General features: G+C 77.0%; 21 protein-coding genes. 17 read left to right on the plus strand and 4 right to left on the minus strand.

Annotation, left to right across the window (positions count from 1 at the left end):
- Positions 1-32: 32 nt before the first annotated feature.
- Positions 33-1,130, minus strand: a complete 1,098-nt coding sequence (locus tag ACFU5J_RS20795; protein ID WP_430579987.1) for a Gfo/Idh/MocA family protein — start codon at positions 1,128-1,130, stop codon at positions 33-35.
- On the minus strand, positions 1,127-1,927 hold the full coding sequence (locus ACFU5J_RS20800; protein ID WP_430579988.1) for a sugar phosphate isomerase/epimerase family protein: 801 nt from the start codon (positions 1,925-1,927) through the stop codon (positions 1,127-1,129). Before ACFU5J_RS20800 ends, ACFU5J_RS20795 begins: the two co-directional genes overlap by 4 nt.
- A 248-nt stretch (positions 1,928-2,175) precedes the next feature.
- On the opposite strand from ACFU5J_RS20800, the gene ACFU5J_RS20805 reads away from it, so the two are divergent.
- The 3 genes from ACFU5J_RS20805 to ACFU5J_RS20815 all read left to right on the plus strand — a co-directional run bounded on the left by ACFU5J_RS20805 (position 2,176) and on the right by ACFU5J_RS20815 (position 5,105).
- The gene (locus ACFU5J_RS20805; RefSeq protein ID WP_430579989.1) at positions 2,176-3,195 is read left to right on the plus strand and encodes a glycoside hydrolase family 43 protein; all 1,020 of its coding nucleotides are present in this window, start codon (positions 2,176-2,178) and stop codon (positions 3,193-3,195) included.
- Between the two features lie 77 nt (positions 3,196-3,272).
- On the plus strand, positions 3,273-3,905 hold the full coding sequence (locus tag ACFU5J_RS20810) for a dihydrofolate reductase family protein (RefSeq protein WP_430575610.1): 633 nt from the start codon (positions 3,273-3,275) through the stop codon (positions 3,903-3,905).
- A 180-nt stretch (positions 3,906-4,085) separates the two neighbouring features.
- On the plus strand, positions 4,086-5,105 hold the full coding sequence (locus tag ACFU5J_RS20815) for a peptidoglycan-binding protein (RefSeq protein ID WP_430579990.1): 1,020 nt from the start codon (positions 4,086-4,088) through the stop codon (positions 5,103-5,105).
- Between the two features lie 184 nt (positions 5,106-5,289).
- On the opposite strand, the gene ACFU5J_RS20820 is transcribed toward ACFU5J_RS20815, so the two are convergent.
- Positions 5,290-6,117: a BTAD domain-containing putative transcriptional regulator gene (locus tag ACFU5J_RS20820; RefSeq protein ID WP_430579991.1), complete on the minus strand. Its 828-nt coding sequence runs from the start codon at positions 6,115-6,117 to the stop codon at positions 5,290-5,292.
- A 310-nt stretch (positions 6,118-6,427) separates the two neighbouring features.
- On the opposite strand from ACFU5J_RS20820, the gene ACFU5J_RS20825 reads away from it, so the two are divergent.
- The 14 genes from ACFU5J_RS20825 to ACFU5J_RS20890 are packed head-to-tail and all read left to right on the plus strand — an operon-like array spanning position 6,428 to position 24,465.
- Positions 6,428-7,069, plus strand: coding sequence for a hypothetical protein (locus tag ACFU5J_RS20825; RefSeq protein ID WP_430579992.1), 642 nt, complete (start codon positions 6,428-6,430; stop codon positions 7,067-7,069).
- 1 nt (position 7,070) lies between these two features.
- Positions 7,071-7,406: a LysM domain-containing protein gene (locus tag ACFU5J_RS20830; RefSeq protein ID WP_430579993.1), complete on the plus strand. Its 336-nt coding sequence runs from the start codon at positions 7,071-7,073 to the stop codon at positions 7,404-7,406.
- Positions 7,403-8,551 (plus strand): hypothetical protein, encoded by a 1,149-nt coding sequence (locus ACFU5J_RS20835; RefSeq protein ID WP_430579994.1) that lies wholly within the window; start codon positions 7,403-7,405, stop codon positions 8,549-8,551. The genes ACFU5J_RS20830 and ACFU5J_RS20835 overlap by 4 nt, the downstream gene beginning before the upstream one ends.
- Entirely contained in the window at positions 8,551-9,072 is a 522-nt protein-coding gene (locus tag ACFU5J_RS20840; protein WP_430575604.1) for a phage baseplate assembly protein V, read from the plus strand. Before ACFU5J_RS20835 ends, ACFU5J_RS20840 begins: the two co-directional genes overlap by 1 nt.
- Positions 9,072-9,395, plus strand: coding sequence for a hypothetical protein (locus tag ACFU5J_RS20845; RefSeq protein WP_430575603.1), 324 nt, complete (start codon positions 9,072-9,074; stop codon positions 9,393-9,395). The genes ACFU5J_RS20840 and ACFU5J_RS20845 overlap by 1 nt, the downstream gene beginning before the upstream one ends.
- On the plus strand, positions 9,392-9,793 hold the full coding sequence (locus ACFU5J_RS20850) for a GPW/gp25 family protein (protein WP_430579995.1): 402 nt from the start codon (positions 9,392-9,394) through the stop codon (positions 9,791-9,793). Before ACFU5J_RS20845 ends, ACFU5J_RS20850 begins: the two co-directional genes overlap by 4 nt.
- Positions 9,790-12,351, plus strand: a complete 2,562-nt coding sequence (locus ACFU5J_RS20855) for a hypothetical protein (protein WP_430579996.1) — start codon at positions 9,790-9,792, stop codon at positions 12,349-12,351. The genes ACFU5J_RS20850 and ACFU5J_RS20855 overlap by 4 nt, the downstream gene beginning before the upstream one ends.
- The gene (locus ACFU5J_RS20860) at positions 12,348-14,810 is read left to right on the plus strand and encodes a hypothetical protein (RefSeq protein WP_430579997.1); all 2,463 of its coding nucleotides are present in this window, start codon (positions 12,348-12,350) and stop codon (positions 14,808-14,810) included. Before ACFU5J_RS20855 ends, ACFU5J_RS20860 begins: the two co-directional genes overlap by 4 nt.
- Positions 14,807-17,047, plus strand: coding sequence for a hypothetical protein (locus ACFU5J_RS20865; RefSeq protein WP_430579998.1), 2,241 nt, complete (start codon positions 14,807-14,809; stop codon positions 17,045-17,047). The genes ACFU5J_RS20860 and ACFU5J_RS20865 overlap by 4 nt, the downstream gene beginning before the upstream one ends.
- Positions 17,048-17,049: 2 nt before the next feature.
- A complete protein-coding gene (locus ACFU5J_RS20870; RefSeq protein ID WP_430579999.1) occupies positions 17,050-20,100 on the plus strand; it encodes a DUF6519 domain-containing protein in 3,051 nt (1,016 codons plus the stop codon).
- A gap of 3 nt (positions 20,101-20,103) precedes the next feature.
- Positions 20,104-21,135 (plus strand): DUF4157 domain-containing protein, encoded by a 1,032-nt coding sequence (locus tag ACFU5J_RS20875; protein WP_430580000.1) that lies wholly within the window; start codon positions 20,104-20,106, stop codon positions 21,133-21,135.
- Complete coding sequence (locus ACFU5J_RS20880; protein WP_430580001.1) at positions 21,132-21,479, plus strand: hypothetical protein; 348 nt, start codon at positions 21,132-21,134, stop codon at positions 21,477-21,479. Before ACFU5J_RS20875 ends, ACFU5J_RS20880 begins: the two co-directional genes overlap by 4 nt.
- The gene (locus tag ACFU5J_RS20885; protein WP_430580002.1) at positions 21,476-22,651 is read left to right on the plus strand and encodes a DUF4157 domain-containing protein; all 1,176 of its coding nucleotides are present in this window, start codon (positions 21,476-21,478) and stop codon (positions 22,649-22,651) included. Before ACFU5J_RS20880 ends, ACFU5J_RS20885 begins: the two co-directional genes overlap by 4 nt.
- A gap of 2 nt (positions 22,652-22,653) precedes the next feature.
- Positions 22,654-24,465: a DUF4157 domain-containing protein gene (locus ACFU5J_RS20890; RefSeq protein WP_430580003.1), complete on the plus strand. Its 1,812-nt coding sequence runs from the start codon at positions 22,654-22,656 to the stop codon at positions 24,463-24,465.
- Positions 24,466-24,504: 39 nt separating this feature from the next.
- On the opposite strand, the gene ACFU5J_RS20895 is transcribed toward ACFU5J_RS20890, so the two are convergent.
- Positions 24,505-25,390 (minus strand): ATP-binding protein (locus ACFU5J_RS20895; RefSeq protein ID WP_430580004.1); only part of this gene is annotated, 886 nt, incomplete at its 5' end.

Consider the following 25,390-nt stretch of genomic DNA (forward strand, 5'->3'; position numbering starts at 1 on the left):
GGATCGCGAGTCGCAGGGCGGGTGGCGACGGGTCAGAAGGTCGCCGACGCCGGGTCGAAGTCCTCCGGCAGGGGCGGGGGCGCGTCGACCGTGGAGGCGACCTCCACCGCCGTGCCCGACTCCGCGGCGTCCCGGACCGCCAGCAGCACGTCGAGCACGTGCAGCGCGACGGCGCCCGAGGCCCGCTCGGGCCGGCCCGCGCGGATCGCGCGCGCCAGCTCGACGACGCCGGTCCCCCGGCCCCAGGTGGAGCCGGTGGCCGGGATCGTCTCGGGCTCGTCCTGCCCGTACCGCCACAGCGTGGACTCGCCGTCGAAGTTGTTCGGGTCCGGCAGCGAGATCGTGCCGAGCGTGCCGTTGATCTCGACGAAGCCCGCGCGCGGCAGCGCGTGCTGGAACGAGAAGGTCGACTGCGCCGACTGCCCGCCGCGGAACTCGATGAGCGCCGCGTGGTGCGTGGGCACCTCGACGGGGAACGACTCCCCCGCCCGCGGGCCGGACGCGATCGTGCGCTTCTCGAGCGACTTCGACGACACCGCCTGCACCCGCGCGGCGGCGCCGAGCGCGTGCACCAGGGTCGTGACGTAGTACGGGCCCATGTCGAACAGCGGCCCCGCGCCCGTGGCGTACAGGAAGTCGGGGTCCGGGTGCCAGGCCTCGGGGCCCGGCACGTGGAACATCGTCGTGGCGGTGAGCGGCTCGCCGATGTCCCCGCGGGCGATGGCGCGCAGGCCGGACTGGACGCCCGCGCCGAGCACCGTGTCCGGCGCGCACGCGACGCGCAGCCCCTTCGCCTCCGCCTCGGCCAGCAGCGCCGCGGCGGACGCGTGGTCGGTCGCGATCGGCTTCTCGCTCCACACGTGCTTGCCGGCCGCCACGATCTGGTGGTCCACCTCGGCGTGCACGGCGGGGGTCGTCAGGTTGAGGACGATCTCGATGTCGTCGCGCGCCAGCAGCTCGTCGTCGGTCCCCCAGGCCGCGACGCCGTACGCCTCGGCCTGGGCCTGAGCCCGGTCGAGCCGCAGGTCGGCGACCATGAGGACCTCGACGTCGGCGAACTGCGTGAGGTTCTCGAGGTACTGCGTCGAGATGTTCCCGGCACCGATGATGCCGACGCCCACGCGGGTCACCGGTCGTTCTCCTGCAGCCACGCGAGCGAGGCGGCGATGCCCTCGAAGACGTCGCCGGCGTAGGAGTCGAACTCGACCACGCGGATGGCCTGCGGCGCGGCGGCGAGGATCGCCGCCACGTCGACGTCGCCCTGGCCCGCGGGCACCTGGTTCTCGTAGGCGGCCTTGAGCGCGGGCGGCACGTCGAGCGCGCTCTCGCTGGACGGCAGCACGGTGGCGATGTCGCCCGACACCTCGCCGTCCTTGACGTGGATCGCCACGACCTGGTCGCCGAGGGCCTTGAGGACGGCCGGGGCGTCGGCGCCGCCGACGGTGGCCCAGAACGTGTCCACCTCGAGGACGGCCGCGGGGTCGAGCTGCTCGGCGAAGACCTCGAAGACGGCGCGGCCGTCGACCTTGTTCGTGAACTCCCACTGGTGGTTGTGGTAGCCGAACCGCAGGCCGTGGCCGGCGGCGCGGACCGTCAGCTCGTTGACGCGCTCGGCGAGCCGCTTCGCGTCGTCGGCGGTCTGCCAGCGCTCGGTCGGGACGAACGGGTCGATGACGATGCCGATGCCGAGGCGCGCGGCGGCGTCGAACACGACGTCGGGGTCGGCGGCGTCGATGACCGCGGCGTGACCGGACGGCGCGGCGAGGCCCGTCGCGGCGAAGGCGCGCTCGAAGTCGGCGGCGCGCTCGACGAACGCGTACGGCTCGACCTGCTCGTACCCGATCTCGCGGACGCGGGCGACGGCGGCGTCGAGGTCGGCGGCGATGGCATCCCGCAGCGAGTACAGCTGCACGGACGTGAGGGACATCTGGGTGCTCCTTTGGCGTGGTCGAAGGTCCATCTTCCGTCGACATCCGCCAGAAGTGTGCGGTGAATCGCCGGAAAGCAGGAACGAGCCTAACCCCTCAAAACCTCACAGTGGAAGGTTTTGAGGCAAGACGTCGAGTTCTCGTGCGGCGCGTGTCTTCCGGGTCGCCCGTTGAGTCAACGATGTACCTTCGTCGCGCCAGCGACGGGCGCGGATGCCCGCCGCAGCATCGAACGAGAGGCGCAACGTTGCACCACATCTCGAGCACCCCGTCCTTCACCCGCCGTGCCCTGCTCGCGGCGGCCGGCGGCCTCGGCGCCGCCGTGGCGCTCAGCGCGACACCGGCCGCGGCGGCCTCGCCCCGCGGCTACCAGAACCCCGTCGTGCCGACCAACAACCCCGACCCCGCCGTCCTGGCGGCCGACGGGGCGTTCTACCTCTACGCGACCAACGGCGCGGCGGGCGCCATGCCCGTCCTGACCTCGCCCGACCTCGTGGAGTGGACCCCGGCCGGCAACGGCATGCCGCAGCTCGCGTCCTGGTGCCGGCCCGGTCGCCACTGGGCGCCCGAGGTGATCGCGGTGGGCGACCGCTACCTGTCGTACTACACGGCGTGGCGGGCCGACATCGACCAGCAGGCCGTGTCCGTCGCGGTCTCCGACTCGCCCGCCGGGCCGTTCGTCGACGAGCGCACGGCACCCCTGATCGACCAGTCCGACCAGGGCGGGAGCATCGACGCCTCCCCCTTCCGGGACGCCGACGGCTCGCTCTGGCTGCTGTGGAAGAACGACGGCAACCACGACGGGCTCCCGTCGTACATCTACCTGCAGCGGCTGTCGGACGACGGGCTCGAGCTGGTCGGCGAGGCGCAGCGGCTGTTCGGGATGGACCAGCCGTACGAGAAGTACACGATCGAGGGCGCCTCCGTGGTCGTCCACCAGGGCCGCTACTACTGCTTCTACTCGACCGGCGAGTTCTGGAACGACTCCTACGGCGTGTGCTGGGCGAGCGCCCCGGCCATCACCGGGCCCTGGACCAAGGAGGGCGACGGACCCATCCTGGCCAGCAACGACGTGGCGGCCGGCTCGGGGCACGGCATGCCGATCAAGGTCGGCCCCCACTGGTGGTACGTCTACCACGCGTGGCAGCCCGACCACGTCAACCAGGACCCGGGCCGGCTCGTGTGGCTCTCCCGGATCCGGTTCACCGGGCACGGCCCCGTGATCGACGGCCCCGCCGTGGACAACCCGCTCTCGCCCAAGGTCTGAGCCACGACGGGCCCACGATGAGTCCGGCGCCCCGGGGCGGTCTCTCCTGGGACCGCACCCACCCGCCAGGAGGAACCATGGGCCTCATCCATCTCGAGATCTTCGCCACCCTCGACCTCGTCGCCCAGGCCCCGGGCGGGCCCGACGAGGACCCGGAGAGCGGGTTCGCCTTCGGCGGCTGGCAGGCGCCCCTGCTGGACGACGTCGCCGGGGAGCAGATCGCGGCGGCGTACGCGGAGGGCACCGACGCGCTCCTCCTCGGCCGCAAGACGTACGACATCTTCGCGGCCTACTGGCCGCACCAGGACGACGAGTTCGGCACGCTCTTCAACAGCATCCCCAAGTACGTCGCGTCCCGTGGCACGCCCGACCTCACCTGGTCGGGCTCCACGCAGCTCGGGCCCGACCTGCCGGCCGCCGTGCGCGAGATCCGCGACCGGCACGAGCACGTCCGGGTCGTCGGGAGCCTCGACCTCGTGCAGACCCTGCTGCACGAGAAGCTCTTCGACCGCCTCGACCTGTGGCTGCACCCCGTCGTCCTCGGCACGGGCAAGAAGGTCTTCGACGGCGGCGCCGTACCGACGAACGTCACCCTGCTGGAGCCGCCCGCCGCCAGCCCGAAGGGCGTCGTGTTCCTGCACTACGGGCTCGCCGACGGCGTCCCGGCCACCGGGGACATGACGGCGCCCGACCGCGGCGTGACGGCGTAGCCCGACCGCGCCGCGAGGCCGGCGCCCGGGTCCGGCCCCACCACGGGCCGGTCCCGGGCGCCGGCGTCGCCACGAGCACCGATGACGCCCCCGTGACAGGCCGGTGACGAGCGCGCGCGACGCTGGCCGCAGGCGCCGGCGGCGGCCCCGTCCCGTCGGCCCGGCTCGAGGGAGCGCGCCATGACGACGATGCGGTTCCGCGGCAGGTCCTACCGCAACGGCTGCGTGCCGTCGTCGGTCCTCGACGAGCTCCAGCCGTCCGGACGGCACGGCACGGACGGGCGGTCGCGGGCGTTCCTGCGCAAGGACGCCGCGGCGTCCTGGAACCGCGCGATCGACGACGTGCGGGCGGGCACGGGCCTGCAGCTCACGGTGCGCGGGTGGAACCGCTCGCTGGCCGAGCAGCAGGGCTTCTTCCTCCAGCGCTACCGCCGCGGCGCCCGCAGCCCCTTCGGCGACTACCGCCGGTACGACGGGTCGACCTGGGGGCGGGTCGGCGGCGCGGCGGCCGCCGTGCCCGGGTACTCCAACCACGGCTGGGCGCTCGCCGTGGACGTGCAGGACTTCGGCGGCGTCGGCGAGTGGGGCAACGCGCGCCGCGCGAAGGCCTTCCCGATCCTGCGCGAGCACGGCTGGACGGACGTCGAGGGCCGCCGCGTGAACGAGCCCTGGCACCTCGTCTACTGCCCCGGCGACGACCACGGGGCCCGTCGCGGCCGGGGTCGGGCCGCCGGCCGGTCCGGCGCGCGGGCCGCGCTCCGTCGGCCGCTCCGGCGGGCGACGACGCTGCGCCCGCACCGCCCGCCCACCCTGCGGCGCGGTACCCGGCGGCCCGCGGGGGTGCGGCTGTGGGCGAGCGTCCTGGCCGCCGAGGGGCTGTACGCGGGCGAGCTCGGCGGCCGCTTCGGCGAGGACCTGGACGCCGCGACGCGGGCGTTCCAGGAGCGGTCCCACCTCCTCGTGGACGGGATCGTGGGGCCGAAGACCTGGTACACGTCGGTCCTCGGCGTCGAGCCGGGCAGCAGGGGCGCCGCGGTCCGGGTGGCGCAGGTCGTCGCCGGGCTGCGCGGCGCAGCGGTCGACGGCGTCGCGGGCTCCGTCTTCGCCGCCCGGTGGAAGCGGGTGCAGCGGTGGCTGGGGGTCGCCGCCGACGCCCACCTCGGGCCCCGGACCGTCGCCGCGCTCGTGCGGAAGGGATGAGGACGATGCACCGCCGGACGACTCCCGCCGGACCCCCTGACGGGTCTCCCAGCGCCTCCGACGACGGCGCCCCGCGCCCCCGCGGGGGCCGCGCGCTCCTGCTGCTCGCGCTCGCGGTCGCCGTCGTGGCGTGCGCCCGCGCGGTCCGCGCCCGTGCCGCCGCGCGGGTGGAGGAGTCGGAGGACTACGAGGCGGAGAACGCGGCCCTGCTGTGGGCGGCGGAGCCCGAGGCGACGACCGGCACGCCGCGGGACACCGGGACCGCACGGGACCTCCGGCCCGGCGCCGAGGGCACCGGGGAGACCGGGACGACCGGCGACGGCTGAGCCGCAGCGCCGCCCCAGGGCCGCACGAGCCCCGCGGTCGACGGCGACGGCTCGATCCCGAGCTCGGCGTGCAGCGTGCGGCGGCACAGGTCGTAGGCGCGGCACGCCTCGGCGACGTTGCCCTCGGCGAGATGGATCGCGATGACGGCCCGGTGCGCGCTCTCGCGCAGGTCGTCGGCGCGCAGGGCCGCGAGCGCCGCCTCGAGGGCCAGCCCGTAGCGGCCACGCTCGGCGAGCCGGGTCGCGGTCGCCTCCAGGACGTGCAGCCGCAGCTGGTGCAGGCGTTCCCGCTCCGCCTCGAGCCACGGGTCCTCCCAGTCCGGGAGCAGCTCGCCCGTGGCGAGCTCGGGCGGGTCGTCGTCGTCCTCGACGCTCCCGCCGAGCACGGCCCGGGACGCCGCGATGAGGCGGTCGACGTCGCTGTCGGGGTCCAGGCCGAGCTCGACGACGCCGTGCGCCGCCCGCACCAGGCCGGCGGCCGCCTGGTTCACCCGCCAGATGCCGGTGCGGAGGCTCGCGAGCGCCCGCTGCTCCAGGGTGTCGGGCCACAGGAGGCCGGCGAGGCGGCTGCGCCCGGTGCGGCCGCGCAGGGCGAGCATCGCGACGAGCCGTTGCGCGCCGACGGGCAGGGACACGCCCGCGCCGTCGACCTCGATCTCGAAGGCCCCGAGGAGCCGGATCAGCACGACGGGCTGCCGGGCCGCGGGCCCGTGCGCGGGACTCGTCCGTTCCGACACCCTTCACCCCCTGTGGTGCGGGCGGCCGTGCGCCGCGGCCTCTCGACGCGTCGTCGTCGTCCGAGGGCGAGGCGGCGAGTCCTCACGCCCGGAAAGATCCCGTCGTACTCCTCCGTGATACGACGGCGCGGGTGAACCGGCTGCCCGAGGGGACGATTTCACCCCCCGCCCCGGGTGGACGACGACGGGCGCCGGCCGGGCGACCGCCGGTGACGGCCGGTTGACAGGCCGGTGACGTGCCCGGGGCACGATCCGGGGCATGAGCAGCTTTCCCGGCAGCCCGCGCACGGTGCCCGGCGCGATCGTCGCCGTCGACCCGGTCAGCGCGCTGTCGCGCGTCGCGGTCTTCCAGTACAACCCGGACGAGGTGACGCGCACGCTGCGCCCGCGGGCCCCGTCCGGCGGCGGCGCCGCGGAGGTGGACCGCGTGTACGGGGCTCCCACGCAGACGATCGCGATGAAGGTGGAGCTCGACGCGACGGACGGGCTGGAGTCCGGGGACGCGGTCGCCGTCGCGACCGGGGTGTCCGCCGGCCTGGCCGTGCTGGAGATGCTGCTGTACCCGAGCGTGGCCCGGGTCGTCGCGAACACCGTGCTCCTGGCGGCCGGGACGATCGAGGTCCTGCCGCCGCGCGCGCCCCTGGCGGTGCTCGCCTGGGGCCCGGGCCTCGTCGTGCCCGTGCGGCTGGAGAGCGTCACCGTCACGGAGCAGGCGTTCGACGCCGCGACGCTCGTGCCCACGCGCGCGGCGGTGGACCTGTCGCTACGGGTGCTGACCTACGACGACCTGGCGCCGACGGACCCGGCGCACGCCCTCTTCCTCGCCCACCAGACGGTCCGGGAACGCCTCGCCGCCGTGGCCGGCGTGCAGGGCGTGGCCCGGCTGGCGCAGGGGGCGTGAGATGTCCCGGTACGACGGCGTGCCCACCACGACGTTCGAGGTGACGACGGCCGCGGGCGAGCGCCGGTCGGTCGGGTACGTCCGGCGCCGGTTCCCGCCGCCGCCGTCGGACGCGACGACGCTCGCCCGCCGCACGGTGGCCCCCGGCGACCGGCTCGACCTGCTGAGCTTCACCCTCACGGGCGACCCGCTCGGGTTCTGGCGGATCTGCGACGCCAACGCCGCCCTCGACCCCGACGACCTCGTCGACGACGAGGCGGTGGGCACCGTCGTCGTGGTCCCGCTGCCCGGGGTGCCCGGGGTGCCCGGTGCGTCCGGGGCGGGGGTGCCGCGGTGACCGCGGACCTGGGGGTGCACCTCACCGTGCTGGCCGGGCCGACGGTGCCCGTGCCGCTGCCGCCCGGCGTCGCGACCCGGCTGCGGTCGGTGACGGTGACGGAGTCGGACGCCGCGCGGTCCGCGTTCACGGTCACGCTCGACGCGGGCCGCTCCGGGCCCACCGCGGCGTTCGACTCCCCCGTCGTGGGGACGACGGCGCCGCTGGGTGCGGGGTCGCGCGTCGTCCTCGTGCTGACCATCGGGGTGGTGCCGCACGTGCTCGCCGACGGGATCGTCACCGAGGCCGAGCTGACCCCCGGCGGCGCGGACGCGGCGGCCGAGCTGCGCCTCACGGGGCAGGACCTGTCCCTGCTGCTGGACCGCCAGGAGGTCTCCGCCGAGCACCCGGCGCTGGAGGACTCGCTGCAGGTGCTGGCGATCGCCGCCCGGTACGCGCCCCACGGCCTGGTGCCCGCGGTGGTGCCGCCGGCCGACCTCGACCCGCCCCTGCCGATCGAGCGCACCCCGACGCAGCAGGGCACCGACTGGGAGCACCTGCGGCTCCTCGCGGCCCGGCACGGGTACGTCACCTACGTCTCCCCCGGCCCGGTGCCGGGGACGTCGGTGCTCTACTGGGGCCCGCCCGTGCGCGAGGGCCTCCCGCAGCCGGCGCTCTCGACGGGCCTGGGACCGCAGACGACCGTCACGGGGGCGCTGCGGTTCCGCGAGGACATCCTCGCGCCGGAGCTGCAGGAGGGCCGGGTCACCGACGCGCGGCTGGGCACGACGCTGCCCGTGCGCACGGTGGGCGCGCTGCGGGTGCCGCTGTCCGCGGTCCCCACGTGGGCGGGGCACCAGGCGGACCTGCGGGTGCGGCAGTTCCGCGACTCGGGCGTGGGCGCGGCCACGGCGTTCGCGCGCGCCCAGGCGGCGACGGACCGCTCGGCCGACGGCGTCACCTGCGACGGCAGCCTCGACGGGTCCGTGTACGGGGACGTGCTGCGGCCGCGCGGGCTCGTCGGGGTGCGCGGCGCCGGCTGGTCGCACGACGGACTCTGGTACGTGCGCCAGGTCGTGCACCGCGTGGACCGCGGCTCCTACGCCGCGGACTTCTCCCTGTCGCGGGACGGGCTCGGCGCGACGGTCCCGGTGGTGAGGGTCTGATGGACGAGCGCACGGGCGACGGCGCCCGCCGGTTCTACGGCAAGTACCGCGGCAAGGTCGAGAACACGCTCGACCCGCTGCAGCTCGGCCGCGTGCAGGTGTCGTGCCCGGCGGTGCTGGGCGAGGGCACGCTGAGCTGGGCACTGCCGTGCACCCCGTACGCCGGGAACCAGGTGGGCCTGTTCCTCGTGCCGCCGGTCGGGGCCAACGTCTGGGTCGAGTTCGAGGGCGGCGACCCGTACCAGCCGATCCTCGGCGGCTGCTTCTGGGGCACGGGCGAGGTCCCGGCGAGCCCCGCCGTCGAGCAGGTCAAGCTGCTGCGCACCGAGTCGATCACGCTCCAGCTCAGCGACGTGCCGGGCGGGGGCGGCCTCACCGTGCAGGTCGGCGCGCCGGCCGTCGCCGTCCCGGTCGACATCAAGGCGACGAGCACGGGCGTCGAGATCTCCATGGGCAAGAACACGATCGCCCTGACCGCCGCGTCGGTGTCGATCAACGACGGCGCCCTGGAGGTGACGTGATGCCCGGCTACCTGGTCTCGACGGCCGCCTCGGTCGCGTGCGCCCACCAGGGGCGGGCGACGCCGGGGGGCGTGGCGGCCCGCGTCGGCCTGGGCGGCAGCCCCGCGGTGCTCCTCGCCCCGCCGTGGTCGATCGCCGGCTGCACCTTCCCGCCCCCGACGGCCGGCAACGGCCCGTGCGTGACGGGCGTCCTCACCGTCGGCACGGTGCGCGTCACGTCCCTGGGGCAGCCGCTCGCGATCCAGGCGGCCCCCGGGCAGTGCGCCCCGACGGGGGTCCCGCTGGTGGTCTCGTCGACGCAGGTCCGGGTGCGTGCGACATGAGCGAGATCCCCCGCCGCGCGTGGGCCCCGCGGCACGTCGCGTTCCCGCTGTCGCTCGACGGCCGCGGCCGCACCGCGATGGTCGACGACGCCGACTACGTCCGCGGCCTGGTCGAGCAGGTGCTCTTCACCGCGCCGGGCGAGCGCGTCAACCGGCCGGACTTCGGCAGCGGCGTGGCCCGGCTGGTGTTCGCGCCCACCGACGACGCCCTGGCGCGGTCCACGCAGGCGCTGGTGCACGGCGCGCTCCAGCGCTGGCTCGGGGACGTGCTCCGGGTCGAGGACGTGCGGGTCACCGCCGTGGACGCGCGGCTGGAGGTGGTCGTGGAGTATCTGCCCCTGGACGCGACGGCAGCCGAGGACCGCCGCACCGTGACCGTCACCGGGGGCGCGCCGTGACCGGCGACGGCGGGCTGCTGCTGGCCGGCGTCGACCAGGAGTCGCGCCGGGCGCTGCTGCGCGGGCGCGCCGGCGTCGACGGGATCGACCTCGTCGAGGTGCTCTCGAACCACCGCGGGTCGCCCGGGCACGTCGCCGGCGCCCCCGAGCAGCGCACGCTGCTGGTCCGCCTCCTCAACGGACCGGTGCCGGACGGGTGGGGCGCGGCGCACGTGGGCGTGACGGGCGGGGTGCGCGTGGACCCGGCGCTCAACCCCGTCGCCGTCTCGTGGGCCTTCCCCGCCGCGCGGGTGGTGGGCACGAGCGCGGAGCCGCCCGCCGGGGACGCCGGCGTCCCCGGCGTCACCGCCGCCGACCGCGCCCTCGTCGACCCGGCCCTGCGCGGACCGGACGGCCTGCCCGACGACGACGCCCGCCGCCGCACCCTGGTGGTGCGCACCACCTCCTCGGGCGACTGGTCCACCTACCGGGTGCGGCTCCTCGACCCCGGCGACCCGGACGGGTCGGCCGCGCCCGCCGGCATCGACGCCGCCCTGGCGGACGCGCCGTTCACGTTCACCGTGGACTGCCCGGCGGACCTCGACTGCGCGCCCGCGCCCGGCACCGCGCCGCCGCCGGAGGACCTGCTGCCCGGGGACTACCTCGCGCGCGACTACGAGGCCCTGCGCACCCGCCTGCTCGACCGGCTCGCCACCCTGCTGCCCGGCTGGCGGGACACCAGCCCGGCCGACCCGGCCGTCATGCTCGTCGAGCTGTTCGCGGCCGTCGGCGACCGCCTCGCGGCCTGGCAGGACGCCGTCGCCGTCGAGGCCTACCTCGGCACCGCGCGCCGCCGCACCTCGGTGCGCCGGCACGCCCGGCTGCTCGGCTACACCGTGCACGAGGGCTGCGCGGCCCGCGCGCTGCTGGCCGTCACCACACCCACCGCGGCCGACGTCCCGGTCCCGCGCGGGACGCCCGTGTGCGACCTGCCGGCCACCGTCCCGGCGGGCTCGCCGCTGGAGGCGGCCGACCTCGGCGCCACCGTGTTCGAGACCGCGCAGGACCTCGTCGCCACCCGGCTGCGCAACGCCCTGCCCCTGCACGCCTGGGGCGACGCCGACCACAGCCTGCCCCCCGGCACCACGGCCGCCTTCGTCGCCACGGCGGTCGGGGACGACCCCCGGCTCGTGGCCGGCGACCTGCTGGTGCTCGCCGAGCAGCCCGCGGGCGGGAGCCCCGCCGTCGGCCCGCCCGACCGCCGCTACGCGGTGCGCCTGGTGCGCGACGCGCGCCGCCACCTCGACGGCGTGGCGGGGCGGTGGGTGTGGGAGCTCGTGTGGTCCCGCGCCGACGCCCTGCCGGGGCCGCTCACCGTCCGCGAGGGCGACCCCGGCGCGGTGCGCGCGGTGGCCCTCGCCAACGTCGTCGTCGCGGACCACGGGGCGAGCGTGCGCGCCGACCCGCTCGTGCCGCCCGCGGCCCCCGCCGCGGGGCCGTACCGCCCGCGGCTGCGGCGCCCGGGGCTCGCGTTCGCCGACCCGCACCTGCCCGCCGCCGCGTCGGCCGCGGTGCTGGCGCGCCCGGACCCGACACGCGCCACGGCCGCCCTCACGCTGTGGGACGGGCTGCGCGAGTGGACGCCGCGGCACGACCTGGTGGGCAGCGGCCGGCTCGACGCGCACGTCGTCGTCGAGCCGGAGCAGGGCGGGGTGGCGCGGCTGCGGTTCGGCGACGGCACGAACGGACGCCGGCCCGCCCCCGCCTCCGCGGTGCTCGCCTCCTACCGGGTGGGCGGGGGCGCCGCCGGCCGCGTCGCCGCCGGCCGGCTCGTCCGGGTCCTGCCGCCGGCCGACCCCCGCCGCGCCGTCGCCGGCGACGCGCCGGCGGTGTGGAACCCCCTGCCGTCGGCGGGCGGAGCGGACCCGGAGGACCTGGAGCAGGTGCGCCAGCTCGCCCCGGCCGCGTTCCGCCGGCAGCTGCGCGCCGTGACCTCGCCGGACTACGCCGCGGTCGCGGAGCAGGACCCGGGCACCCAGCGGGCCGTGGCCCGGCGCCGCTGGACCGGGTCCTGGTACGCCCAGGAGGTCACGCTCGACCCGGTGGCCCGCGCGGACGACGACGCGCTGCGGGCGGCCGTCACCGCGGCGCTGGAGGCGCGCCGCATGGCCGGCGTCGACGTCGAGCTCGAGCGCCCGGTGGAGGTGCCGTTGGAGCTCGTGCTCACGGGCTGCACGGCGCCGGGCCACCTGCGCGAGGACGTCGAGCTGCGGCTGCGCGAGACGTTCGCCTCCGGCGTCCGGCCGGACGGCCGGCCGGGGTTCTTCCACCCCGACCGGTTCACGTTCGGGCAGGCGCTGCGGCTGTCCGACGTCGTGGCCGCCGCCATGACGGTCGACGGGCTGGCCTGGGTGGAGCTCGAGCGGTTCTCCCGGGCGGACGCCACCCCCGCGCAGGCCGCCGCCGACCTGGCCGCCGGCGTCGTCCGGGCCGCCCCGCGCGAGCTGCTGCGCTGCGACAGCGACCCCAACGCCCCCGAGGCCGGTCACCTCGTCGTGCGCCTGGGAGGTGGGTCATGAGCTGCGGCTGCGCGGACGACGGCGCCTGCACCTGCGGCGCGGCCGCGGTCGACAACCCGCCGGGCCAGCACGCGCTGCGCTGGCGGGTCGCCCCGCACGGGGCGGCGCTGACCCGCATGCGGGCGGCGCTGCCCGCGCTCGGCGCGGACGACCCGTCGAGCGCCCTGCTCGACGCGTGGGCGGTGGTCACCGACGTCGTCTCCTTCTACACCGAGCGGATCGCCCAGGAGGGGTTCCTGCGCACCGCGACCGAGCCGCTGTCGGTGCGCGAGCTCGCGCGCACGCTGGGCTACGAGGTGCGCCCCGGCGTCGCCGCGCGGGCCGAGCTCGCGTTCGACGTCGAGACCGCGGCGGGCGCGCCCGAGACCGTGCTCGTCCCCGCCGGGACGCCCGTGCAGACCGTCCCCGCGCCCGGCGCCCTCCCGCAGACCTTCGAGACCTCGGCGCCCCTGGAGGCGCACCGGGGCTGGAACGCCGTCCCGGCCGTCGCCACCGAGCCGCAGTCGTTCGGGTTCCGGACCACCGAGGTGTGGCTGCGCACGACCGCACCGACCGTCCGGGTGGACGACCAGCTCCTCGTCGTCGGCGACGAGCGGGCCGGCCTCGGGGCCGCCGACCCGCACGGCGACCCCACCGAGACGTGGGACTTCCGCCGGGTGGTCGCCGTCGACGTCTCCCCCGCGCTCCACGAGGGCTGGACCCGGCTGGTCCTCGACCGCCGCGTCGGGTACCGCGAGGGCCGGGAGCTCGCCGCGCGGGCGCACCCGCGGGTCCACCTCCTGACGCGGCGCCTCAGCCTGTTCGGCCACCAGGCCCCCGACCCCCGGATGTTCAGCTCCCGGTTCCGGCCCCCCGGGGTCCCCGACGCCGCGGAGTGGAGCGACTTCGAGGTCACCTCCGCCGGGGAGCGCGTCGTGGAGCTCGACGGCGACCACCCCGAGGTCGTGGCGGGCTCCTGGGTCGTGCTGGAGCAGCTCGGCGCGGTGGAGGCCTACCAGGTCACCGACGTGACGCCCGACGGCGCGAAGCGCTACGGCCTGTCCGGGCGGCTCACGCGGCTGCGGCTCGACGTGCCCCACGGGCTCGACCGGTTCGGCCGGCGGCGGGCCGCGGTGCACGCCGTCTCCGAGGACCTGCACGCCGACCTGCGCCCCCGCGCCGGGCTGGTCGGGGACGCACCGGGCGGGACGCCCACCGTGCTGGACGTCGCGGGCACGACCCCGCCGCTGCCCGCGGGCCGGCTGGTCGCCGTCACCGGCCTGACCGAGGACGGCGCCCGGGCCGTCGAGCCCGTCACCGTCACCGCCGTCACGCCCCGGGCCGACGGCACGCAGCGCCTCGTCCTCGACCCGCCGCTCGCGCACGCGTACCACCCGGGCACCGTGGTGGTCCGGGCGAACCTCGCGCCCGCCACGCACGGCGAGACCGTGCAGCAGGTGCTGGGCAGCGGCGACGGACGGGTGCCGTTCGCCCGCTTCGCGCTGCGGCGCCCGCCGCTGACCTACGTGCGCTCCACCACCACCGCGACGGGGGCGGTCGCGGCGCTCGAGGTCCGCGTCGAGGGCGTGGCCTGGCGCGAGGTGCCGACGCTGGACGACGCCGGCCCGCACGACCAGGCCTACGTCGTGCGGCAGGACGCCGAGGGCGGCACCGAGGTCGTCTTCGGGGACGGCGTGCACGGCTCGCGGCTGCCCACCGGCGTCGAGAACGTGCGGGCCACGTACCGGGTCGGGATCGGCCCCGACGGGGCGGCCGCCCCCGGGCAGGTGTCGCTGCCGGTCCGCCGGCCGCGCGGGATCGCGCAGGTCGCCAACCTCGCCGACGCGCGCGACTGGGCCGGCCCGGAGGACCTGGAGCAGGCGCGGGTCAACGCGCCCCAGCGCATCCGCACGCTCGACCGGGCGGTGTCGGTGGCCGACCACGAGGACTTCGCGCGCGGCTACTCCGGCGTGGGGCGGGCGCGCGCCGACCTGGTCTGGGACGGGCGGGTCGAGACCGTGGTCGTGTCCGTGCTGGCGGCGGACGGCGGCCCCGCCTCGACCGGCCTCCTCGCGGACCTGCGCGCCACCCTCGACGGCGCGCGCGAGACCCGGGCGCCGCGCCTCGTCCTCGCCGGCGCGGTGGTCGACGCCGCCGCGCGCGTCGAGGTCGACGTCGACCCCCGGTACGAGGTCGACGACGTCCGCGCCGCCGTCGACGCCGCGCTGCGCGCCCGCCTCGGCGCGCTCGACCTGGCCGCCCCGCTCGCGGCGTCGGCCGTGCTCGTGGTCGTCGCCGCCGTCCCCGGGGTGGCCGCGGCGACGATGCCGGAGCTCTCCGTGCCGTCGCCCGGGCCCGCGCTGCCGGGCTCCGACGACGCCCTGCTCGTGACCGCCGCCGCCCGCTGGGACGCCGCGTCGCGGACCGTGCTCCCCGCCCAGGCCCTGCGCCTGGTGCCCGACGTGCGGGTGCGGCCATGACCGTCGACGACGACCGGCGCGACGAGCGCACCGCCTACCTCGCCGCGCTCCTGCCCGCCCACGTCATGGAGCGCGACGCGGCCACGGGCGGGCTCGTGCGGCGGCTGCTCGGCGCGGCCGCCGGAGAGCTCGCCCTCGTCGAGGACGACCTCGAGCGGCTGTACGACTCCTGGTTCGTGGAGACCGCGCCGGAGTGGGTCGTGCCCTACCTGGCCGACCTCGTCGGCCTCGTGGGCCTGCCGGGCGACCTGGGCACCGGGTCGGGGGCGGGCGTCAGCCGCCGCGGCATCGTGGCGAACACGGTCGCCTACCGGCAGCGCAAGGGCACCGTCGCGGTGCTGGAGCAGGTGGTGCGCGACGTCACGGGGTGGCCCGCCCGCGCGGTGGAGCACTACCGCCTGCTCGCCACGACGACCCACGTCGACCACCCGCGGCCCGAGCGGCCGGCCACCGCCTCGGTGCGGCACGCGGCCCTCGCGGAGCTGGAGTCCCCGGCCCTGGCCGGCGGGGCGCTGACCCGGTTCGCGCACACGGGCGAGGTGCGGCACGTCGACCCGGGCCCGACGGGCGGGCGCGGCCGCTACGGCATCCCGTCGGTGGGCGTGCACGGGTACGGGACCCAGGTGAGCGAGGTGCGTGGGGCGCCCGCGCGGCGGGTCGGCGACACGTGGCTGACGCACCCGCTGGACCGGCCCGCCCCGTGGTTCGCCCCGCCGGCCGCCGAGGACATGATCGAGCACCTGGCCGTCGAGGCGGACCTGCCCGTGCCGCTGCGCCCGCGCCGCCTGCTGGGGCTGCTCGCGGACGCGCGGGCCTCGTGGCCGGTGCCGGTGCCGCTGCCCGTGGCCGTGCGCGTCGACGACGACCCGGAGCCCCTCCCGCCGTACCGGGTGCGCGTGTGCGGGCTGGAGGACCTGGCCACCGTCGGCGCGGCCACGCCGGCCGATCCCGCCGACGACGACCCGGCGCGCGTCCTGGCCGGCTGGCAGGTCATGGTCGACCCGGTCGCGGGGGCCCTCCGGCCGTACCGGGACGGCGTCCCCTACGACCCGGCCGCGCACGGCGAGCACTCCTTCCACCTCGACCACGCCGCGGGCGCGGTGGCCGACCTCGGCGCGGGCACCTACGACCGGTCGGCCGCGCACGAGGCGGCCCGCGACGAGGACCCGTTCGTCGCGACGGGCGGGCGGCGCGACCGGTACGACGCCCAGGCCCGGGTGCCGGGCGGCCCGGGCGCCCCGGCGGTCGTGACGATCGCCGACGGCGTCGCCGCCGTCTCCGCCGGCTGGGCCGCGGACGCGACGCGGCGCCCGGGCGGCACCCGGGTGGTCTCCGTCGCGGACGGCGAGGACCACCCCGGTGACGTGGACCTCGACGTGCCGCCGGACTCGCGGCTGGTCCTCGTCGCCGCCGAGTGGGCCGCGCGCCCGCTGCTGAACGGCGACGTCGCCGCGCCCGTCCCGGGCGTCTACACGGCCGAGGGCCTGCGCCCGCGCGTCGTGGGCGACGTCGTGGTCACCGGGGGCGCGGGCAGCGCGCTGCTCCTCGACGGGCTGGTCGTGGTCGGCGACGTCCGCGTCACGCCGGGCGGGCTCGCCTCCCTCACGCTCAGCCAGTGCACCGTGACGGGCCGCGTCGTCGTCGCCGGGGACGACGCCGAGGACCGCGCGAACCGCGCCCTGCGGGTGACCGTGCGGCGCAGCCTCGTCGGCGGGATCGGGCTGGCGGGGACCGTGCCCGCCCTCGACGTCGCCGACAGCGTCGTCGACCCCCGGCTCACGACGGTCAGCGGCGGCACGCCCGGGCCCGCCGTCGCGGCCGAGGGCACGCACGCCCGGATCGCGGGCTCCACGCTGCTCGGCCCGGTCGGGTGCCGCGTCCTCGAGGTGACGTCGAGCCTGTGCGACGGCGTCGTGAGCGTGGTGGACCGCCAGCACGGGTGCGCGCGGTTCTCCTACCTCGGGCCGGGCTCGCGGGCGCCCCGCCGGTTCCGGTGCGTCCCCGCGTCCGACGCCGCCACCGCCGTCGGGCCGTCGTACGTGTCCCTCGACCCCGCCTCGCCCGGCTACCCCGCGCTCGCCCCGACGGCGCCCGCGGCCGTCCGCCGGGGCGGCGAGGGCGGCGCCGAGATGGGCGCCCACCACCACCTGCGCCGTCCCCTGCGGACGGACGCCGCGCGCCGCCTCGTCGCGCCGTACCTGCCGGCAGGCATGCAGATCGGGATGTTCGGGAGCTGACCATGCACGCAGACCTCACCCGCTGGACCTTCGACGCGACGCAGGGCTACCGCTCGGTGCTCATGCAGCAGGGCCGCGTGCTCCTGGACGCCGAGTGGAACGAGCAGGCGGCGATCGCCGCCCACCACGACGAGGTGCGCACCGCCGACGTCGTCGGGGCCTCCGGCGGGCCGGCCGCGGCGGACGGCGGCGCCGGCCCGTTCGGCATCGTCGACGCCACCACCGGGCTCCACCCGGTCGACGCCGCCTGGGCCGACCTGCTCGTGACCGCCGGGCGGTACACCGTCGGCGGCGCGCTCGTGGAGTCCGCGGCGCCGGCGCCGCTCGCGGACCAGCCGTTCCTGGAGGTGCCGGAGCCCGCCGCCGGGCGCTGGGCGGCGTACCTCGACGTGTCCGAGCGGCTCGTCACGCCCGACGAGCGGCCCGAGCTGCTCGAGTCGGCGCTCGGCGGCCCCGACACCGCCCTCCGGACGCAGACCGTGTGGCAGGTGCGGCTCGCGGCGGCCGCCGCGGACCAGGTCTGCTCGGACGTGGCGGACGCCGGCGCCCGCACGCCCCGCGCGATGCGGGTGCGCCTCCAGGAGGCCGCGGCCTCCGACGACCCCTGCTCGATCACCGCGGGCGGCGGGTACACGCGCCTGGAGAACCAGCTCTACCGCGTGCAGGTGCACGACGTCGTGGGGTCCGTCGCCCGGTTCCTGTGGTCGCGCGAGAACGGCTCGGTGGTCGCGGGCCTCGTGCGCCTCGAGGACTCCCCCGTCACCGGCACCCTCGGCCTGCTCACGATCGACCGCACCGGCCGGGACGACGAGCTGTCGATCGGCCAGGGCAGCTGGGTCGAGGTCACCGGCCCCGAGCGCCAGGTGCGGGGCCTGCCCGGGTGGGTCGGCCAGGTGACGCAGGCGGCCGACCGGGAGCTGCACGTCACCTGGCCCGAGGGGCACCCGGCCTCGCTCGCCGACGTCGGCGCGACTCCGCTGGTGCGGCGCTGGGAGGCCCCGCCGCGGGCGCTGTCCACGGCGTTCGCGGCGCTCGAGGGCGGCATCGAGGTGGCGTTCCCCGCCGGTGGGGACCCCGCCGTCGGCGACCACTGGCTGGTGCCGGCGCGCACCTCCCGCCTCGCCTACGGCGTCGTGGCCACCCGGGGGACGCTCGAGTGGCCCTGGTCGGCCGCCGGGGCGACGGCGCTGCCCCCGCTGGGGCCCGTGCACCGGACGGCGCCGCTCGCCGTGCTCGACCGCACGGCCGCCGGCTGGACCCTGGTCGGCGACTGCCGGCGCCTGTTCCCGCCCCTGACCGGCCTCGTGACGATCGACCTCGTCGGCGGCGACGGGCAGGAGGCGATGCCGGGCACGGAGCTGCCGCAGCCGGTGCGGGTGGTCGTGCGCAACGGCGGCCTGCCGGTCGCGGGGGCGCTGGTGTTCTTCTCCGCGCCCGACGGCGGCCTGCTGCGCAACCCCGACGACCCCGTCCCGAACGCGTCCAACGTCTCGGTGCGCACCGACGCCGACGGCGTCGCCGACGTGTTCTGGACCCTGTTCACGGCCGCCGGCGCGCCCACCACGCAGACCCTCGTCGCGCACCGGCTGGACGACCACGGCGCCGCGATCGACGTCGACGTGGTCACGACCGCGCGGCTGTCCGTCGCGAGCCAGGTGGCGTGGTCGCCCGCGTGCGCGGGGTTCGCCGACGCCCCGACCGTGCAGGACGCCCTCGCCCGGCTCGCCACGACGCAGTCGTTGGCGCTGCTCGGCGGCGACGGCCAGGAGGTCGCCGCGGCGGGCCGGACCGTGCCGCGCCTCGTGCGGGTCGCCGCGGACAGCCCGTGCGGTCCCGGCGAGGGGGTGAAGGTCGTCGCGACCGCGACCGACGGCGGACTCGTCCTCCCGCTGCCCGACCGCTCCCCGGTCCCCGCGACCCTCGCCGGGGTGGCGGGAGCGGGCACGGAGGCGGTCGCGGGGGCCGACGCGGCGGGCGTCGCCGCCTTCGCCTGGCAGCCCGTGTTCGACGACTCCCGCAGCGACGTGCTCGCGGTCGCGCTCCCGGACTCCGACGAGGCGACGGTCCAGGTCACCGCCCAGCTCGACCCGCCCGGGACGCGGACGGCGGGGATCCACGTGAAGGCGATCCGGTTCTTCTCGGGCCGGGAGCTGGTCAACGACGAGGTGTACGGCTTCGACGAGCTCGGCGGGAACTTCCCCGGCATCGCCGTCGGCCTCGACGCCCCCGTGGACCAGTCGAGCGTGCAGGGCAAGCCGGTGGTGCGGCTGCTGCTGGAGCTGCCGTGGCCGGTGGGCCAGGAGTCCGCGCCGTTCGGGGGCGGCACCAGCGTGTGGGCGCGCCGCACCATCGAGATCGTCGGGGTGACCAACGCCGACGGGCCGCTGATCATCTGGTCCCCCGGCCGACCGGGCGACGACCTGCCGCTCGACGCCGTCCTCAAGAACGTGATCACCACCCTGCGCCGGCTCCCCGCGCACACGCTCTTCGAGCCCGCGATGCCGCTGCGGATGCGGTTCCAGATCGACGGCTGGGCCGTGGTCGGCGACCGGCGGGAGGGGCTCGAGACGCTGCACCTCAACGGCCACACGGAGACCGTCCTGGACGACGAGGGACGCACCCGCCTCGTGCTCCCCAGCACCGACGAGGTGACGGGCGGGCGGTTCGAGACGTGGTTCTGGTTCACCGACGACGCCGGCGGTCGTCCCGGCCGGCCGGACCTCGGAGGCCGCCTCGACCTCACGCGCTTCGACCCCGCCGTCGCGGACGTGCTGCGCCCGATGCTCGAGGTGCCCGTGATCACCCGGCCGCCGGTGTCTCCCGTCGGCCCGGTCCCGCCCGTCGGCCCGGTGACCCCGCTGCCCCTCGACGACCTGCCCGGCCGCACGCTCGGCTTCGTCGAGCGGCGCGCCGCCGACGCGGGCGTCAGGCTCGACGTCGTCGCCGAGGACGCCGACTCGCGTCGCAACACCGTGCTCGGCACCGAGCTGCTCGCCGACGGCGTGCTGCGCGTGCGCGTCTCGCGCGGCGCGGCGGGGACTCCGGAGGGGTGAGCGATGCCGCTGTCCGCACGCCGGTCTACTGACCCGGAACGAGAACGCCGCGACCGGGAGGCGTCCGAGCGCGCCGCGGACGCCGACGCCCGCCGGGCCGTCGGGGCTGACCGGGCCGCCGGGGCCGTGGGACCACGCCGCGGCACGGAGACGGACACGATCCGCGAGCTCGGCGCAGCCATGGGGCACGACTTCTCCCGCGTCCGGCTGCACGACGACGCGACCGCCCACGCGGTGACCCGCCGACTGGGGGCCGAGGCGGTGACCGTCGGGAACGACGTGCTCTTCGCCCCAGGCCGGCGCGGCTCACCCGGCGGGCGGTCGCTGCTCGCGCACGAGCTCGCGCACGTGCGGCAACAGTCGCGCACCGGCCCGCGGGTCCAGGCCAAGCTCGTCGCGACGGGATCGGCGCAGGACTTCGTCGACATGGTCAACCAGATCGTCACGGTGCAGCACCGGGTCCAGGTCTCGGCGTCGGGCGAGGTCTCGATCGTCGACACGAACGTCGCTGGACCCCCGACGCGGAGCCAGACGGAGCTGCTCGCCCGGCTCCGTTCGATGATCGCCGACTCGGCCACCACGACGGTCGACTTCATCCACGGAAACACGTCACGACGCGCCGGGGACGCCAGCGTGGTCGTGGGCTCCTACGACCTGGCCCGGGTCGACCTCGACGACGTGACCAGCTTCGGGTTCGACCCGGCGGAGGCCCGCACGGGTGACAACGCCGCCACCCAGCTCGTCCACGAGCTGACCGAGCAGCAGCGTCGGCAGGTGCACGGCGAGGCGTTCGCCCAGGCCCACCAGACCGCGTACGCCGCCCAGGAGCAGCAGCTCGGCGCGAGGATGGTGAGCGAGACACCGATGACGCCGGGTCAGGGGACGTCGGCCAGCGTCACCACCACCTACCGGTACCCCGACGGGCGCGAGGTCGACGTCGTCACGACCTTCGACACGTCGACCGGCCGGATCACGAACGTCCAGCGGGTCGTCCGTCCGCCCGCGACCAGGAGACGACCGGGGAGGACGCGATGAGCGAGCTGCCGACGAACGACGCCGTCACCTGGTCCGGCACGAGGTTCGGCCTGCTGCCGGCCGTCGACGCCTCGGAGCCCCTCGACGAGGCGACCCTGCTCGACCTCCTGGACGACCCGGACCGGTTCGTCCTCGCACACGTGCTCCTCACCCTGCGGTCGGGCGTCTCCTACTCCGCGCTGGAGGGCGGCTACAACGGCCTCGCCGTCGACCTCCGGCCCGACGGCGAGGTGGAGGTCGCGCCGGGCCAGGGCCCCGCCCTGCGCCGCCGGTGGGCGGCATGGGCCGCCTCCCGGCCCCGTCCGGGCACGCTCCCCCCGGACCCCGGGGCGTCCGCACCATGAGCCGCGCGGCCGCCACGACCCGTGCGCCGCGCCAGGCCTCGGACCTGACGCCCGCCGCCCCGTTGCCCCTGCCGGCGCGCCGGGAGATGGAGGCCGCGTTCGGCCACGACTTCTCGGCCGTCCGCGTGCACGCGGACGGCCGTGCCCGGGAGCTGGGTGCCCGCGCCCTGACCGAGGGCAGCGACATCCACGTCGCGCCCGGGGCGTACGCGCCGGGGACCGCCGAGGGGCGGCGCCTCCTCGCGCACGAGCTGGCGCACGTGGTGCAGCAGGGCGGGCGCGCGCCGACGGGCACGGCGGCGGACCGCTCCGGCGAGCGCGCCGCGCACGACGCGGCGGACCATGCCGTCGCCGGTGGACAGGTCCGGGTGACCGAGCGGGCGGTGTCGGGCCCGCAGCCGGACGACGGCGCCACCCCGCCCCCGCCGTCGAGGGCGACCGACCCGGTCGACGTCATCACCGGCGGGCTCAAGACCGTCAGCGGCGAGCTGACGAAGAACGAGAAGGTCAAGAAGGAGCTCGTCGAGCCGGTGACCCAGGCCGTCGGGGGCCGCGCCACGCGCGAGTGGGGCTCACTCGGCGGGGGTGAGAAGGCCGCGCTCGTGGGGTTCGGCGTGGGCACCGTCGGGCTGAGCGCGGGCGCCCTGCTCAGCGACCCCGGTGGGCGCCGGGTGCTCTCGGGCGTCGACCTCGCCGCGCCGCTCGGGCTCCTCCCCTACGCCACGCTCACGACGTTCAGCTACACGATGCCCACCGGCTCGGCGGGCGGACCGCAGCTCTGGAAGTTCCGGACGGGCTTCGACCTCACGGACGTGCTGAGGCTCGGCGGCGACCGGCTCGGATGGAAGGGCCTGAGCCTCAGCGCCGACCTGAGCTGGGACTACGACCCCGCGACCCGCACGCTGACGCTCGCCGGCGGCACGGGCAGGATCGGTCTGCTGCCCGGGCTCAGCGTGGCGGGAGGGACGTATCCGACCGTGCTCCCGGCGCCCCGGCTGTTCCCCATCGACGCGGGCTTCGGCCAGCAGAAGCAGTCCCTGCCGGAGGGTCCGAAGGCGCCGGGGACCCCGGACGTGCGGGTCATGCTGACGTTCGACCTCCTGGCGTTCGCCCGGTCCGGCATCGTGCCGGGGCTCGCGGAGGCGTTCGGCGTCGCGAAGCGGAAGAGGTAGCCGTGGACGCGGCGCGGCACGAGCGGGAGCCGGCCGAAGCCCCGCGGGCCGGAGGCACGCGTGCCGCCGGCACGGGCGTGCCCGCGACCGGGGGCCAGCGGCTCCCCGCAGCCACCGCGGCCTGGTTCGGCGCGCGGTACGGCCACGACTTCAGCGCGGTCCGCGTGCTCTGGGACGACCGGGCCGCGAGCTCGGCCGCCGCACTCGACGCGCACGCGTGGACCCAGGGAGACACGATCCGGTTCGCCCGCGGCGCGTACGCTCCCGGCACCGCCGAGGGCCGGCGCCTGATCGCCCACGAACTGGCCCACGTGGTGCAGCAGCGGACCGGTTCGCCGCTGGACGACGCCGCGGCCGAGGCCGAGGCCCGACGGGCGGAGACCCGTCCCGGCGCCTTGCACGCGGGCACCGGCCGGCGCCGCCCTCGGGTGCAGCGCAGCCCGGTCCGGGCGATCCGCACCCCCGAGACCGACGACCTGGTGCAGCACCTCGTCGACGAACGGGACCCGGCCACCCTCGAGCAGCGGCTGGCCGAGGCGAAGGCCGGCAAGCGTCCGGTGCCGACCTTCCCCGTGCGGACCACCCGCTTCGGCGCCGCCCCGCTGACGGCGCGCCGCAGCGGCGAGGACATCCACGTGAAGATCCCGGTCCACGTCTTCTCCAACCAGGACTTCCGCGCCCAGACCCGCACTCTCCCCGTGTCCGCGTTCGTGGGCGGCATGAACGTGCCGCGGTGGGCGGTGGTCAAGGTCGTCCTCTACGAGAACCCCTGGTACGCGCCGAACATCACCGGCTCGACCGACTGGGACACGAAGACCGAGATCTACCTCCCCGCGGAGGCGCTCCTGGAGATCTCCGACGTAATCACGACGGCCACGCTGATCAACATCGGCGCGACCGTGATCGAGGGACTGTCCCTGAGCCCCGCAGGCATGGCCGCGCACAGCGCGCTCTCCCAGGCCATCGGCCGGGCGGCCCGCAACGCGCTCGCCGCGGCCATGATCAGCGCCGCGAAGGCCGCGCCGACGGCCCTCGCCGGTGTCGCGAGCCGTGCCACCACCACCGTGGTCGTCAACGCGGCGACCGAGGCGGTCGAGCGACAGGTGGTGAGCCAGGCGACGTCGCAGGCCGTCCGGGAGGAGGTCACGAGCCAGGCCACCCAGGCCGTGACCCGGGCCGTGGCATCCACCACGACCGAAGCCGCCCAGCGGGCGTCGACCGCGCCCCTCGCCTCGGCGGCGGCGTCCGTCGCGGCCACCGAGACCGCCGGGCAGGCCGCGCGCCAGAGCATCGCCGGAGCGACCGAGATCCAGGTCTCCGCCCGCGCCTTCGAGCACATCATGTCCCAGACGTTCCCCTCCCAGGCCCTCCACCCGGTGCTCTCGGTCGTCGACGGGATCGGGACCCGTGCGGCGGCGGCGGTCGTCACCGACGCACGGTTCCTCGCCGCCGTCAACGGCCGCAACTGGGCGCTGGCCGGCACGCTCTTCCACGCGGCGGCGGCCCGCGAGGCCCGCGCCCTGGCTCCCGGCGCGCTGCCCCTCGGCTGGTCCGTGGCCCCCGAGTACACGATCCAGAGCGGCCTGGGTGGCTCGCGGGCGGACCTCCTGTTCTCGGGCCCGGCGAACGTCTTCCTGGAGGTCGACTGGAAGACGACCGGCCGCAGCGCCCTCTCCTCGGGCGCGCGGTCGGAGATGCAGCGGCACGCCGGCCAGATCACGGCTCACCTCGGCCCGGGGCTCGCGACGCAGGAGTCGCGGAGCTGGGTCGACTTCGTCCGGTCCCTCCTGCCCGGGGTCCGCTGGCCACGCTGACGTCGTCGGCCGTGTCACGCCCGACGGACGCACCGCGGGTCAGCGCACGCGGTGTCCGGCGACGCGGCCCGTCTTCGCCAGCTCCCACCGCACGGCGCGGTCGAGGTGGTCGGTGGTGAGCACGCCGCCGTCGTCGGCGGCGAGGTAGGCGGCCTGCAGCGCGGCGGCGGCGATCGCCCCGCCGGACAGGTCGGCGGCCGCGAGCGCCGCGGCCGACACGTCCGCGCGGGGCAGCGCGGGCGGCAGGCTCTGCTCCCACATGCGCTCGCGCGCGGTGCGGTCGGGATAGGGGAAGTCGACGACGACGGCGAGGCGCCGCGTGAACGCGGGGTCGAGGGCGCTGCGCGCGTTGGTGGTGAGGATCGCGAGCCCGCCGAACGCCTCGAGCCGCTGCAGCAGGTAGCCGACCTCGACGTTCGCGTACCGGTCGTGGCTGTCCTTGACCTCCGAGCGGCGCCCGAACAGGGCGTCGGCCTCGTCGAACAGGAGCACCATCCCCCCGTCCTCGGCGGCGTCGAAGAGGCGGGCGAGGCGCTTCTCGGTCTCGCCGAGGTACTTGTCGACCACCTGGGAGAGGTCCACGTGCACGAGGTCCAGGTCGAGGTCGTGGGCGATCACCTCGGCGGCGAACGTCTTGCCCGTGCCGCTGTCGCCCGCGAACAGGGCGGTCGTGCCGCGGCCGCGGTCGGAGCGGGCGCCGAACCCCCACGCGTCGAGCACGGTGGTGCGGTGGCGGACGGCGGCGGCGAGGGCGCGCAGCTGGTCGGTCTGCCGGGCGGGCAGCACCAGCGCGTCCCAGCCCGCCCGGGCGGTGCGCACGCGCGCGAGCGCACCGACGTCGGCGCGGGGCCGGCGGCGGCAGGCGGCCCACAGGTCGGCGCCGGCGGCCACCTCGGCGGCGGCGTCGTCGACGTCGGGCAGGGCG

The organism is Isoptericola sp. NPDC057559, from assembly GCF_042801555.1.
Lineage (GTDB): Bacteria > Actinomycetota > Actinomycetes > Actinomycetales > Cellulomonadaceae > Isoptericola.